The following is a 14,618-nucleotide window of genomic DNA, read 5'->3' as shown; positions in this document are numbered from 1 at the left end:
TGGTAAGATTGAGGAGGGAAGGCATGATCGATATTAACAATTCTAATAATGATGAAAATGAAAATGTAGATGGAGCTGTGTCAATTGAAATCGACCCCCAAAAGTTAAAAGCGACAATGGTGCTATCGGCTCCGGAAGGTGATGGTAAGCCAGTTGCTTTTGAAGAAGTTAATAATGAAATTAAAAAGGCAGGAATCACTTTCGGGCTTTATCATCAAGCAATAAAGGATTGGGTTGAAAGTCAAATAGTAAACGAGCCGTTGATCATTGCTGAAGCTAAACTGCCGGAAGATGGTAAAGACGGAAAGGTTAAATTTTTATTTAATATAGAAGGATCTAAAAAAATCTCCATTCAAGAAGACGGCTCTGTCGACTTTAAAAATCTTAACTTAATTCAAAATGTTGAGGCAGGACAAGTTCTTGCAGAAAAAATACCAGCTACTGAAGGCACCCCTGGAACAAATGTAAAAGGTGAAACAATCGATCAGAAACCTGGAAAAGAACCATCCTTTCATGCAGGTAAAAATACTGTAATGAGTGATGATGGACTGAAGATTTTGGCTGAAATTGATGGACAAGCTCTTTTTCGTGACGGCAAGATAACGGTAAGTCCTGTTTATGATGTTCCGGCAAATGTCGATAACACGACTGGTAATATTCGTTTTAAAGGGAAAGTAATTGTACGTGGAAACGTAAAGTCAGGTTTTAGCATTGAAGCTGACGGAGATATTGAAGTGCATGGCGTCGTTGAAGGTGCTATTTTAAAATCTAATGGACACATCATTCTAAATAGAGGTGTTCAGGGTAATAACCAGGCAGAGCTTTACTCTAAAGGAGATTTGATAGCCAAATACATAGAAAACACTAAAATTGTTGCTGGTGGTAACATAGAAGCGGATTGTATCTTGCATAGCGTAGCTTCTTCCAAGAAAAAAATAGTTATTAAAGGTAAGCGTGGGCTTATTGTTGGTGGTATTGTTAAGGCGACAGAAGAAATTGAAGCTAAGGTAATAGGAAGCTCGATGGGTACACAGACTAAAATTGAGGTTGGGATAGATCCTGAAATAAAAGAAAAATATGATAAGTCACAATCTAAGCTCAAAGAAACCTTAAAAAACTTAGACAACCTAAAAAAAACCATAGGCATATTAAATAAAATGAGTAAAAACACATCATTGCCCTCCGATAAAAAAGAAATGCTTGTCCGATCTGTTAAAACTTATGAAGTTCTAAAGGATCAGCAGATAGATCTTCAAGAAGATATAAAAGCCATGACAAAAGAAATGGAGAATGCAACAAAGGGTAAAGTTCATGTATCTTCAACAGTTCATCCAGGGGTTAAGTTTGCTATATATAATGCTACAAAGCATGTTTATGATGATATAGCAATGTGCACACTGTATTATAAGGAAGGCGATATAGTCGTAGGTATGTATGAAAAGTAAGGAGTGTTCCTTATGACAATCAAACCAATAGACCAACAAATAACTGTCTTAAATTCTGTTCAGGAGTCAAAAAATCAACAAAACCAGAACAATAGAGCGCATACGACAAATCAATTTATTCAAGGACAGCAGCAAATTGAAACAGAAAAAGATAAAACACGTATCACAGAATATGATGAAACACAAGGACAAAAAATAAATCAGGACAGTAAAAAAAATAATCACAATTCAAAACAACAGAAAAAAAGGAAAAAGAAGAAGGGAAAAAACGACTTGGATGAAGAATCGTTTGAATCTGAAAAAAAGGGCACTAGATTAGATATTAAAATTTGAGGTGACTCATGCTAGGGGAAATATATGCAATAAATTATTTAGCTATCATTTTTATACTGGGTCTAACTGTTATTCTAATTTTAAGACAGGTTAACTCCTCAAAAGATGCTAGGTCTGTTTACAGTGAAAAAGCAGATGTTTTAAGGAGTGAAATTTCAAAATTGAGAGAAATGAACGGCCAATTAAATGATCGAATTAATCAACTGGAAAATGAAGTAGCTGAATTAAAAGTTTTGTCGGAAAGCAAAAATCGTAAAGTTTCTTCAAATCAAAATAGCCGGGATGAGTTTAACAACATCTCCTTTAGCCAGTCGATGAATTATCGTCAATTTATCCAAAATAATCATGAAGTAGTAAAGCTAATCAATGATGGTTGCACCAATGAAGCTATTTCACAAATACTAAACAAAAGTATTTGTGAAATAGAAATGATACGTCGGTTTATAAAATGATTAACAAGTATTTACTTGCTTGAATAAAAAGTTTGTGGTAAAATACCATAGGTATTAAAACACACATCCTTTGATAGTTTCGATTGTGCCGAAAAGGTGTTGGAATTATATGAAGAGGATGGAGGAAAAACAAATTGGAGGGAATATTATGAGTGTTGTATCAATGAAACAATTATTAGAAGCAGGAGTTCATTTTGGGCATCAAACAAGAAGATGGAATCCTAAAATGTCAAAATTTATATTTACGGAAAGAAATGGTATTTATATCATAGACCTTCAAAAAACCGTAAAAAAAGTGGATGAGGCTTATCGTATTATCAAAGAGATTGCTGAAGAAAACGGAAATATTTTGTTTGTAGGAACAAAAAAACAAGCTCAAGAGTCCATAGAAGAAGAAGCTAAAAGATGCGGCATGTATTACGTTAACCAAAGATGGTTAGGTGGAATGCTAACAAATTACCAGACAATTAAGAAAAGAATTCATAGGCTTCGGGAGTTAGAAAAAATGGAAGAAGACGGGACTTTTGATCTTTTGCCCAAAAAAGAAGTAATTCAATTAAAACATGAAATGGATCGGCTTGAAAAATTTCTTGGTGGGATAAAGGACATGAAAGAAATGCCGAAAGCTGTTTTTGTAGTTGATCCGCGAAAAGAGAGAATAGCAATTCTTGAAGCGAAAAAATTAGGTATTCCTGTAATTGCTATTGTTGATACAAACTGTGATCCGGATGAAGTTGATTACGTTATACCTGGAAATGATGATGCAATACGTGCTGTAAAGCTATTAGCATCAACAATGGCAGATGCTGTTCTTGAAGGCCGTCAGGGCTTTCAAACTGAAGAGGCGGAAAGAGCTTAAGTATATATAAGAATTATCGGTTTGAAGAATTTATTATCAGGAGGTTAGTCATGAGCATAACAGCGAGTATGGTAAAAGAGCTGCGTGAAAAGACAAGCGCGGGTATGATGGATTGCAAAAAAGCTTTAACAGAAACAAATGGTGATATGGAAAAAGCAGTTGAATTTTTACGAGAAAAAGGTCTGGCGGCTGTTGCGAAGAAGGCTGGTCGTGTCGCTGCTGAAGGAATTGTGGAAGCCTATATACATGGCGGGAGAATAGGCGTATTGGTAGAAGTCAATTCGGAAACAGACTTTGTTGCTAAAAATGAAGAATTTAGAATGTTTGTGAAAGATGTTGCGATGCAAATTGCAGCTTCGAACCCTCAATATGTAAGCAAAGAGGAAGTTCCTCAAGAAAAAATTGAAACCGAAAAAGATATTCTTAGAAAACAGGCGCTTAATGAAGGTAAACCAGAAAAAATTATTGATAAGATGGTTGAAGGAAGAATTGAGAAATATTATAAAGAAGTGTGCTTGCTAGAGCAGGATTTTGTTAAAGATCCCGATAAGACTGTTGGCGATCTATTAACTGAAAAAATTGCTAAAATAGGAGAAAATTTAAGCATTAGAAGATTTTCTCGCTTTGAAGTTGGAGAAGGAATTTATAAGAAAGAAGAAAACTTTGCTGAAGAAGTTGCGAAACAAATCCAATAATTTTATTCTACGAGAACACTCTTGTGTTCTCTTTCTCTATGTTTTATAATCAAATACAAGATAAGGGAGTAAATTCCATGGGGAAACCTTTATACAAAAGAATATTGCTTAAGCTTAGTGGTGAAGCTTTAGCTGGTTCGAAAGGCTTTGGCCTTGATACAGAGACAATTAATCAAATTGCTGTTCAGATAAAAGAAGTTATTAGAATGGATGTACAGGTTGCTATTGTTGTTGGTGGAGGAAACTTTTGGCGCGGAAGATCCGGCGAAAGTATGGACCGGACAACAGCTGACTACATGGGTATGATGGCTACTGTTATTAATGGACTTGCATTGCAGGACGCCCTTGAAAACATAGATGTTATTACTAGGGTGCAAACGGCAATAGAGATGAGACAAATCGCAGAACCTTATATACGGCGTCGGGCGGTGCGCCATCTTGAAAAAAACCGGGTAGTTATTTTTGCAGCAGGTACTGGAAATCCTTATTTTTCTACAGACACTACTGCTGCCTTAAGGGCTGCTGAGATAGAAGCTGAAGTTATTTTACTTGCAAAAAAAGTGGATGCTGTATATGACAAAGATCCTAATCAGAATGATGATGCTTGCAAATTTGATGATGTTAGTTATATTGAAATTTTGAATAGAGGATTAAAGGTGATGGATTCTACAGCAACTTCTTTATGTATGGATAATAAAATTCCCATAAAAGTTTTTGGGCTTGATGATCCTGGCAATATAAAAAAAGCAGTACTAGGCAAATCCTTGGGAACATATATACATAGTTGAAAAGGGGGACTTATTAATGCAACTAGAAATACACAAAGCGATTGAAGAAAAAATGAGTAAAACAGTAAATGTTGTAAATGATGAGTTTAAGAGTATTAGGGCGGGTCGTGCTAATCCAGCTATGTTAGATAGAATTACTGTAGAATATTATGGTGCTGTTGTTCCGCTAAATCAAGTAGCTACTATATCAACTCCTGAACCGCGCATGATATCAATTCAACCTTTTGATGTATCGTCTCTAAAAGAGATTGAAAAAGCAATTCAAAAATCAGACTTAGGTATTAACCCATCCACTGACGGTAAAATTATACGCTTAATTATACCGCAGCTAACTGAAGAACGAAGAAAAGACTTGATAAAAATTGTTAAAGCAAAAGCGGAAGAGGGTCGTGTTGCAATTCGGAATGAGCGAAGATGGGGAAATGATTCTTTGAAAAAAATGGAAAAAGATGGAGAATTAACAGAAGATGATTTGAAACAAGCTCAAGATGAAGTTCAAAAATTAACGGATGCATACATTCAAAAAATAGAAAATCTGTTAGTGACTAAGGAAAAGGAAATTTTGGAGGTATAACACATGCTTCAAGATTTAACGGGTTTTCATTTGGATTATGCTATTAGTATTCTTGATACTTTTGGTATTGAAGTTATATTAAAGGAAACTAATTTTAGTAAATTTTCTAGAAATGGTTTAAAACGGATTGTTCGGCAACGATATACAGCTAATAATGTACTGGAATTAACAGTAGCATACTTTTAGCCCCCTATTTAGGGGGCTATTTAATAGTTTGGAGGGTGCAATTATATGGAAGGTATGCCACGACATATTGCAATTATAATGGACGGGAATGGGCGATGGGCGCAGAAAAGAAACCTACCTAGAAGTGTAGGTCATAAAAAAGGCGCTGATTCTTTACGCAATACGGTTAAAGAAGCTTCGAGTCTTTCTGTCGACATTTTAACAGTTTTTGCTTTTTCAACAGAAAACTGGAAGAGGCCAGATGAGGAAGTTAGTTTTCTGATGAATCTTTTAAGTGAATTCATTCAAAAGGAATTGAGTGAGTTACATAAAAATGATGTGAAAATAAGAATGATGGGCGATTTATCTATTTTGAGTTCGGATCTTCAGTCGAAAATAAATGATGCTATAATGCTAACCAACAAGAACAAAGGACTGATTTTAAACATAGCACTTAATTATGGCGGACGACATGAGATAGTGAGAGCAGTAAAAAAAATTTTGAATGATAAAAAACACAACATTGATAGTGAATCCATCACTGAAGAGCATATAAATAACGAACTAGATACTTTTGATTTACCAGATCCAGACTTGTTGATACGTACTAGTGGTGAATATAGAGTTAGTAATTTTATGATTTGGCAACTTGCATATACTGAATTTTATTTTACTGATACGCTATGGCCTGACTTTGACGGTGATGAACTTAAAAAAGCAATAAAACATTATAAAGTGAGATCTCGTCGCTTTGGTGGCTTATAGATTCAAGGAGGATTTTATGATAAAACGGATCATTACGACGTTGATAGGATTACCAATTTTATTTGCTATAATCTTATTAGGAAATACATATTTATTAGTGGCTTTATTTATAGTATCGTTGCTTTGTTTAAAAGAATTTTACGCAGCTACACAGAAAACTGAGCTGAAGCTCATAATGAGAATAGGTTGTTTGTTTAGCTTTCTGTTTTACGTATCTTTATACTATACGCTGGATATTTCGAATGCATTACCGTTACTTATTCTTACTACCATTTCGATGTTGTCGATTCAAGTTGTTTCTAATTCTTCTTATTCAATAATAGATATTGGCATTGTTCTATTTAGTATCATTTATATTCCTTTAACAATTAGTCATCTCTTTCTAATTGAAAGATTACTACTTCCGCACTCGATATGGCTTGTTTTTATTATTGCTTGGTGTTGTGATACATTTGCTTATTTTACTGGATTAGCTATCGGTAAACATAAGCTGTGTCCATCGATTAGTCCTAAAAAAACTATTGAAGGTGCCCTTGGTGGAATTATTGGCTCTATGGCTGGTTGTTTTCTTTTTTCATACTTTGTAATGCCAGATTATATATATATATATACGATTATGGGGCTAGTAGGTGCATTTTTCTCTCAACTTGGAGACTTATCTGCTTCGATAATTAAAAGATTCTTTTCTATTAAAGATTTTGGTAATATGTTTCCTGGACATGGTGGAGTGCTAGATCGTTTTGATAGCATTTTATTTACGGCACCTTTTGTTTTCTACTATTTACAGGTAATGAATCAAGTTATCGGTTAAGTAATATCAATATAAGGAGTGCTTTTTTTGAAAAATATCAGTATTCTTGGATCAACAGGATCTATTGGAAAACAGACGTTAGAAATTGTCCGTGAGCATTCAGATATTTTTAATGTTGTAGCTTTAAGCACCAATAAAAATTGCAATTTGCTTTTAGAGCAAATCGATGAGTTTCAGCCTGAAATAGCTGTAGCTACTGATGCTGAGGATGCTGCCTGGCTAAAACTTCATGCGAAAGCACGAACTAAAATATATAGTGGGATGGATGGTCTGGTGGCGGCTGCATCCCTATCTTCTGCGGATGTCGTTCTAAATGCACTAGTTGGAAGTATAGGTTTAGTGCCTAGTTGCAAAGTAGTTGAAGCTGGTAAAACTTTAGCGTTAGCTAATAAAGAGTCATTAGTTGTTGGTGGGGAGCTAATTATGAATATAGCGAAAAAACATGAGGTGGATGTTCTTCCGGTGGATAGTGAACATTCAGCTATTTTTCAATGTTTGAGGGGCGAAAATAGAAATAGCTTGACTAGTGTCATTCTTACAGCTTCAGGAGGACCTTTTCGAAACCTTAGCAAAAAAGAGATAGAATCTTCTCACCCTAGCAAAGCTTTAAAACATCCTAACTGGTCTATGGGACAGAAAATAACAGTTGATTCTGCAACGATGATGAATAAGGGGTTAGAAGTCATTGAAGCAAAATGGCTATTTGGTCTTAAGGCTGAGCAAATTAAAGTGTTAGTTCACCCTGAAAGCATTATTCATTCCATGGTAGAATTCTCCGACACGTCGGTTATCGCTCAACTTGGGTTACCTGATATGAGAGTCCCTATACAATTTGCTCTTACATATCCAGAGCGTATTTGCTTAACGACTAATAAACTTGATTTAGCAAGCATCTCAAAGTTGAATTTTGAAAAAGTTGACACAGATCGATTTCCAAACCTGCAACTTGCGTTTGATGCTATGGAAAAAGGTGGAACAATGCCATGCGTCCTCAATACAGCGAATGAAAAACTAGTACCACTTTACATTGAAGGAGCTGTAAGTTTTTATCAAATGACTGAGATAATTAATAAAACAATGAGTTTGCATCAAGCATTTAATTATACGTCAATACAAGAACTTCAGGAAATAGAAACCTGGGTGAAAAGACAAATTAGTGAATATATTTAATGAAAAGTTAGGGAAGGTGGTCCTATGACAACTACAATTGTTGCGATTTTTGTGTTTGGATTGCTAGTTTTTTTTCATGAATTAGGTCATTTTGCTGTGGCCAAATTCGTAGGTATCAAAGTATATGAATTTGCTATAGGGATGGGACCCAAAGTAGTACATATCACAAAAGCTGAAACTCTTTATTCAATAAGAGCTCTTCCTATTGGTGGGTTTGTACGCATGGAAGGTGAAGATGAAGAATCTAGCACTGAAAATAGTTTTAGTCAAAAGACAGTTAAGGAGCGAATTAGTGTTATTCTTGCAGGTCCTGTTATGAATTTTATTCTAGGATTTCTATGCTTTTTTCTTATTTTTTTGAGCATAGGGGTACCGTCTACTCAAATCAGTGAAGTGATTAAAGATTCACCCGCATATAACGCAGGTATTCAATCTGATGATCATATTCAACGAATTCAAGGCAATCAAATCACATCATGGGAACAGCTGGTGGGTAAAATTTCTGCTTCAAAAGGTGAAGCGATGGTTCTTGAAGTAGTGAGAGGTGATGAAAAATTATACTTTGAAGTTAACCCTGAAATTGATGAAGATACAGGAAGAGCAATGATTGGAATCATACCTGGTAGTGAAATATCAATTTCTGGAGCGTTGGTAAATAGCTATCACCAAACAATTTTTATTTTTACTGAAATACTAAATTTTCTACAACAGCTTATACGTGGTCAAGCAGATACAGCTAACGTTGCTGGGCCTGTGGGTATCATTAGTTTGGTTGGAGAAGCTAGTCGTTCTGGTTGGATTGATGTTGTTGGTCTAGCTGGATTAATTAGCATCAATCTTGGTATTATGAATTTACTTCCTATTCCGGCACTAGACGGAAGTAGGATTATCTTTTTGATCTTAGAAGGAATTCGTGGGAAGCCGATAAATCCAGAGAAAGAAGCTTTAGTTCATATGATAGGAATTACCTTATTGATGATGTTGATGATGATTATTACTTACAAAGATATATTAATGTTTTTCTAAGGCTTCTGTAATAGATATTAAGAGGAGATAGCTATGACGAGGAAAAATACAAAATCAATTTATGTTTCGGACTTAAAAATTGGAGGGAATTCTCCGGTAAGTCTACAGTCAATGACGAATACTGACACTAGAAATATTGATGAAACAATAAAACAAATAAAAGAGTTGGAAAGCATTGGATGTCAACTTATACGAGTTGCAGTACCAGATAATGAAGCTGCAGAAGCATTAAAAAAAATCAAAAAATCAATTTCTATTCCATTGGTCGCTGATATCCATTTTGACTATCGATTAGCTATTAAAGCAGTGCGGATGGGTGCTGATAAACTGAGGATTAACCCTGGTAATATTGGTGATTTTGATAAGGTGAAAAAAATTACTAGTGTTTGCAAAGAATATGAAGTACCAATACGTATTGGAGTTAATGGTGGTTCTCTTGAAAAAAAAATACTTAAAAAATATGGTGGACCAACGTCTGAAGCTATGGTGGAAAGCTGTCTTAATTATATTTGGAAAATGGAAGATATTGATTTTACTAATATAATAATTTCACTAAAATCAAGTGATTTACAAACAACAATTTCTGCATACAGGTCTATAAGTAAACAAGTAGATTATCCTCTGCATATTGGTGTTACGGAAGCAGGGACTGTTGAAACAGGAACTATAAAGTCAGCCATTGGCATAGGGAGTCTATTGATCGATGGTATTGGAGATACAGCAAGAGTTTCTCTTACAAGTTCGCCTACTAATGAAATACAGGTTGGCAAACGGATCCTAGCAAGTCTTGGGCTCCTAAATAATAAGATTCAGATTATATCCTGCCCTACCTGTGGAAGATGTCAGATCGACTTAATTTATTTAGCTGAAGAAATCGAAAAAGCAGTTTATATGATTCCGAAATCAATCACGGTAGCGGTAATGGGCTGTGCTGTAAATGGACCAGGCGAAGCAAGGGAGGCTGACTTAGGCATTGCTGGAGGAAAAGGTTCAGCACTGCTATTTAAAAAAGGAAAAGTCATTAGAAAACTTGCTGAAGATGAAATAATACCAGAGTTGATTAAAGAGATAAATCTACTAGAGCCTTCTAAGTAGGGGGGGATTTCAAAATGACTTCAAATAAATATTCCTTAAAGACATTACTAAATCAGTTTGAGATTAAAAGTAAAGCTGACTGGGTTAGTGAATGCTTTATTGAAAAACTACAACTTTTTACAAATCCATATACAATGAATATAGAGTTTTTCTTGAATAAAGAAATAAAGATTTTTGAGCTTGAAGAGCAATTACTCATCTTAGAAAACTTTTTTCAAGTAAAAAGACCAATAAACTATCAAATCCATTCTGTTGCTTTCATAGATAATTTAACCAAGCTCATCGAAGCGGATTTTTTTTCTGATAATTTGCTGTGTATCATTCAAAAAAAATTACCGATTTCTATATCGCTAGGTGATCGACTTCAAATAGAGGAAGATAAAAACAAGTTATATCTAATAGTTAATGATCAAGTTTTTTATGAAAAAGCCATGGAACGAAAATTAGAGCAATGGATACAATCTTCATTTAAAAGATATTATGGGCTAAATATTCCTTGTCTTATAAAAAAATCTGATGAGTTAGAACTTAATAAAGATGATTTCTATATAGAGAGACAAAATCTTGAAAAAAAAATAGTTGAAAAAGCAAGTTTGACAAATGCTTCTGGCAGTAAAAAAGAAGCAAAAGTGAATCAAAACAATGCTCATCTTAATCTTTCCAAAAAGAAGTCTAAAAACGATGAAAAGGTATGGGTAGGTCGATTAATTGATGATCGACCTATAAACATATCTAGTATTACTGAAGAGGATTCCAATATTGTTGTTCATGGAGAAATAATAGGTGTCGATGTTAAAATTATCAAAGATGGAAGAAAGCTATATATCTTTGACATTACTGATTATACTGGCTCAATCACTGCCAAACTGTTTGAACCTCGGAAAAACGATAAACCCTTGGAAGAACTCATTGTGCAAGGAGAAAGCGTTGTTATAAAAGGTACGTTGCAATATGATCATTTCAGTCGTGAAAACATTGTTATGATAGCAGATCTTAATAAAATCCACATAAAAAGCACCATGGATGAATCTTCTGAGAAAAGAATAGAACTTCATTGTCATACAAGTTTATCTCAAATGGATGGCATCTCAACTCCCGGCGAATTATTTGGATTGGCTTCGAAATGGGGACATAGTGCCCTTGCGATTACAGACCATGGCGTTGTTCAAGCTTTTCCAGAAGTGCACTCTTCTGCGATTAAAAACAAGGTAAAACCTATCTATGGAATGGAAGGTTATCTTGTTGATGATGAGCGAAAAATCCTAGAAGGAACAAAAAATGTTGAATTTACAGACGAATTTGTTGTTTTTGATTTGGAAACAACTGGCTTGTCAAATGTACATGATCGAATTACTGAAATAGGAGCCATAAAAATATCAAAGGGTGTTATTGTTGATGAGTTCAGCACCCTTGTGAATCCATTAAAACCAATATCGGAAAAAATAACACAGTTAACAGGAATTACGAATGACATGGTAAAGGAATCACCTACGATAGAAGAGGTAATCCCTAAGTTCGTTAAGTTTATTAAGCACTGTGTTTTAGTAGCTCACAACTCAGACTTTGATATTGGTTTTCTCCGGGAAAACATTTCGAAATTAGATTATTACTTTGACTATCAGGTGTTGGACACACTCAAACTATCGAGAAAGTTATTAAAAGGGTTAAAGAAATACAAACTAAATTCTGTTGCAAAAGCACTGGATGTTAAACTTGAAAACCATCATAGAGCGGTACATGATGCTAGAGCTACAGCTCAAATATTTATTAAACTGATTTCAAGAATGCAAGATTTAGGATTAAATAATTTTGGTGAAATGAATGAATTCTCTGGTGGAGAAAGTGAAATAACTCGTCAAAAGACAAATCACATTATTTTATTAGCACAAAACTATACAGGGTTGCGAAATCTATATAATATTGTTAGCAAATCACATATGGACTATTTTTATAAAAAGCCAAGGATTCCCAAGAGTTACTTGCGTCGGAACAGAAAGGGATTACTTCTTGGAACAGCATGTCAAGACGGTGAAGTTTATCAAGCAATACTAAATAATGAACAACAAGATCGTTTAGAAGAGATTGCTTCTTTTTATGATTACTTGGAAATTCAGCCTGTCTCTAATAATAGTTTCTTGATTAATAAAGGTTTTGTAAAAGATATTGAAGAACTAAAAAACCACCATCATGCTATTGTAGCGTTAGGAGAAAAACTCAATAAACCTGTTGTTGCAACAGGTGATGTCCATTATGTAGCATCGAAAGACCATAGTTACCGACAAATTTTACAAGCAGGCATGGGTTTTGATGATATTGAAGAAGACTCAGGTCTCCACTTTAAAACTACTGAGGAGATGCTGATAGAATTTAAGCATTTAGGAAAAGACAAAGCGTATGAAGTTGTCATAGCAAATACCAATAAAATTTCAGAAAGCATCGAAATGATTGTGCCGGTTCCTGAAGGAACTTTTCCACCGTCTATTGCTGGTTCGGAGACAACGTTGAGGAAATTGTGTTTTGAAAATGCTCATCGAATATACGGAGATCCATTACCATCGATTGTTGAGGAGCGACTCACAAAAGAACTTACTTCTATCATTGATAATGGCTATTCTGTCATGTATATGATTTCTCATCAACTAGTTTCCAAATCGTTAAAGGATGGATACCTTGTTGGTTCTCGTGGCTCTGTAGGGTCCTCGTTTGCAGCTACAATGAGTGACATTACTGAGGTGAATCCATTAGCCCCACATTATATTTGTCCTAATTGTAAACATTCAGTTTTTTATACAGAGGGTGAATATGAATCAGGCATAGATTTACCTGACTCTAATTGTTCAAAATGCAATACACCGTATAAAAAGGATGGCCATCAAATACCTTTCGAAGTATTTTTGGGTTTTGAAGGTGACAAAGAGCCTGATATTGATTTGAATTTTGCTGGTGAATATCAAAGTGTTGCACACCAATATATAGAACATCTTTTTGGAAAGGATCATGTTTTTCGTGCAGGCACATTAGGCACCATTGCAAGTAAAACAGCCTATGGATTTGTTAAAAAATACTGTGAAGCATTTTCGCTACAAATGAATAATGCAGAAATGAAACGCTTAATAGATGGTTGTACAGGCGTTAAACGCACAACAGGACAACATCCTGGAGGTGTTATGATAGTACCCCAAGATAAAGATATTCACGAATTCACCCCCATCCAACATCCTGCTAATGACGCTACTTCAGGTATCATTACAACGCATTTTGATTACAATGCGTTAAGTGGAAAACTATTGAAACTTGACATCCTTGGACATGATGTACCCACAATCATAAGAATGCTGGAAGACTTCACTGGTACTAATGCATTGAATATTCCTTTGGATGACCCTAAAACAATGAGTCTGTTTCAAAGTGTAGAGGCTCTTGGAATAGATGATGGTAAATGGAAACCAGAGATTGGGAGTATAGGAATACCGGAGTTCGGAACGAAGTTTGTTAGACAGATGCTTTTAGATACAAAGCCTACGACGTTTGCAGAATTAGTTAGGATTAGTGGTCTTTCTCATGGTACAGATGTTTGGCTAAACAATGCTCAAGATCTAGTTAGAGATGAAATAGCATCTCTTAAAGAAGTGATATGTACCAGGGACGATATAATGAATTATTTGATTTTGAAAGGCGTTCCATCGAAAACATCATTTAAAATTATGGAAAATGTACGAAAAGGAAAAGGATTATCCGAAGAAGAGGAAGAGTTGCTAAATGTTCATCAAATTCCTAAATGGTACATTGAATCATGCAAAAGAATTAAATACATGTTTCCGAAAGCTCATGCTGTAGCCTATGTAATGATGTCATTTAGAATTGCCTATTACAAAGTGCATTTCCCTGAAGCTTTCTACGCATCTTATTTCAGCATGAAAGTGGATGATTTTGATTCGGCTCTTGCTCTGGAAGGAACAGATTATATTATTCAATATATAAAAAATCTTGAACAATCCAGTGTCAAGCTGACTGCGAAGGAAAAAAATCAACTAACAGTCATGGAGGTGGTTCTTGAGATGTTAAGTAGAGGAATAGAATTGCTTCCTGTTAATCTTTATCACTCCCATTCTGAAAAGTTTACCTTGGAAGATTCAAAAATAAGACCTCCGTTAACATCACTAGGCGGCGTCGGTCAAAATGCTGCGAGAAAAATTTATGACGAAGCACAGAAGAGAAACTTTTTATCAATAGAAGAACTGAGGAGTAGAACAGGAGCTTCAAAAGTGGTTATAGAAACGCTAAAAGATCACGGTGCATGCAGTGACTTGCCAGAAACAAATCAACTCTCTCTCTTTCAACTTGATTTACCATCATAAGTGTGCTATACTGATTAGCGGACGAAAGGAACTGATATGTAATCTCAAAGTGATCGATGCCAAGAGTGGGTGCCCCCCACTC

14 protein-coding genes are annotated in these 14,618 nt (G+C 35.0%); all 14 read left to right on the top strand.

Annotation, left to right across the window (positions count from 1 at the left end):
* The first annotated feature begins 23 nt into the window (after positions 1–23).
* The 14 genes from BLV55_RS08640 to BLV55_RS08575 all read left to right on the top strand — a co-directional run bounded on the left by BLV55_RS08640 (position 24) and on the right by BLV55_RS08575 (position 14,536).
* Complete coding sequence (locus tag BLV55_RS08640) at positions 24–1,445, top strand: DUF342 domain-containing protein (protein WP_176968337.1); 1,422 nt, start codon at positions 24–26, stop codon at positions 1,443–1,445.
* A gap of 12 nt (positions 1,446–1,457) precedes the next feature.
* Entirely contained in the window at positions 1,458–1,778 is a 321-nt protein-coding gene (locus BLV55_RS08635) for a hypothetical protein (protein ID WP_093313371.1), read from the top strand.
* Between the two features lie 161 nt (positions 1,779–1,939).
* On the top strand, positions 1,940–2,230 hold the full coding sequence (locus tag BLV55_RS08630) for a hypothetical protein (protein ID WP_143033184.1): 291 nt from the start codon (positions 1,940–1,942) through the stop codon (positions 2,228–2,230).
* Between the two features lie 148 nt (positions 2,231–2,378).
* Positions 2,379–3,089, top strand: a complete 711-nt coding sequence (gene rpsB / locus BLV55_RS08625) for a 30S ribosomal protein S2 (RefSeq protein ID WP_093313625.1) — start codon at positions 2,379–2,381, stop codon at positions 3,087–3,089.
* A 50-nt stretch (positions 3,090–3,139) separates the two neighbouring features.
* Positions 3,140–3,784 (top strand): translation elongation factor Ts, encoded by a 645-nt coding sequence (gene tsf / locus BLV55_RS08620; protein ID WP_093313369.1) that lies wholly within the window; start codon positions 3,140–3,142, stop codon positions 3,782–3,784.
* Between the two features lie 77 nt (positions 3,785–3,861).
* Positions 3,862–4,572, top strand: coding sequence for a UMP kinase (gene pyrH, locus BLV55_RS08615; protein WP_093313368.1), 711 nt, complete (start codon positions 3,862–3,864; stop codon positions 4,570–4,572).
* Positions 4,573–4,588: 16 nt separating this feature from the next.
* Complete coding sequence (gene frr, locus BLV55_RS08610; RefSeq protein ID WP_093313367.1) at positions 4,589–5,146, top strand: ribosome recycling factor; 558 nt, start codon at positions 4,589–4,591, stop codon at positions 5,144–5,146.
* Positions 5,147–5,149: 3 nt separating this feature from the next.
* On the top strand, positions 5,150–5,332 hold the full coding sequence (locus BLV55_RS08605) for a hypothetical protein (protein ID WP_093313366.1): 183 nt from the start codon (positions 5,150–5,152) through the stop codon (positions 5,330–5,332).
* A gap of 45 nt (positions 5,333–5,377) precedes the next feature.
* Complete coding sequence (locus BLV55_RS08600; RefSeq protein WP_093313365.1) at positions 5,378–6,076, top strand: isoprenyl transferase; 699 nt, start codon at positions 5,378–5,380, stop codon at positions 6,074–6,076.
* Between the two features lie 16 nt (positions 6,077–6,092).
* The gene (locus tag BLV55_RS08595; RefSeq protein ID WP_093313364.1) at positions 6,093–6,887 is read left to right on the top strand and encodes a phosphatidate cytidylyltransferase; all 795 of its coding nucleotides are present in this window, start codon (positions 6,093–6,095) and stop codon (positions 6,885–6,887) included.
* 18 nt (positions 6,888–6,905) lie between these two features.
* Complete coding sequence (gene dxr, locus BLV55_RS08590) at positions 6,906–8,057, top strand: 1-deoxy-D-xylulose-5-phosphate reductoisomerase (RefSeq protein ID WP_408645579.1); 1,152 nt, start codon at positions 6,906–6,908, stop codon at positions 8,055–8,057.
* Positions 8,058–8,081: 24 nt separating this feature from the next.
* Positions 8,082–9,083 (top strand): RIP metalloprotease RseP, encoded by a 1,002-nt coding sequence (gene rseP / locus BLV55_RS08585; RefSeq protein WP_093313361.1) that lies wholly within the window; start codon positions 8,082–8,084, stop codon positions 9,081–9,083.
* Between the two features lie 27 nt (positions 9,084–9,110).
* Positions 9,111–10,178: a flavodoxin-dependent (E)-4-hydroxy-3-methylbut-2-enyl-diphosphate synthase gene (gene ispG, locus BLV55_RS08580; protein ID WP_093313359.1), complete on the top strand. Its 1,068-nt coding sequence runs from the start codon at positions 9,111–9,113 to the stop codon at positions 10,176–10,178.
* 14 nt (positions 10,179–10,192) lie between these two features.
* Complete coding sequence (locus tag BLV55_RS08575; protein ID WP_093313357.1) at positions 10,193–14,536, top strand: PolC-type DNA polymerase III; 4,344 nt, start codon at positions 10,193–10,195, stop codon at positions 14,534–14,536.
* Positions 14,537–14,618: the final 82 nt, after the last annotated feature.

Origin of the sequence: Tindallia californiensis (assembly GCF_900107405.1) — a bacterium.
Classification (GTDB): domain Bacteria; phylum Bacillota; class Clostridia; order Peptostreptococcales; family Tindalliaceae; genus Tindallia; species Tindallia californiensis.
The sequence above is the reverse complement of the archived record's forward strand: the minus strand, read 5'-3'. Positions and strand labels throughout refer to the sequence as shown.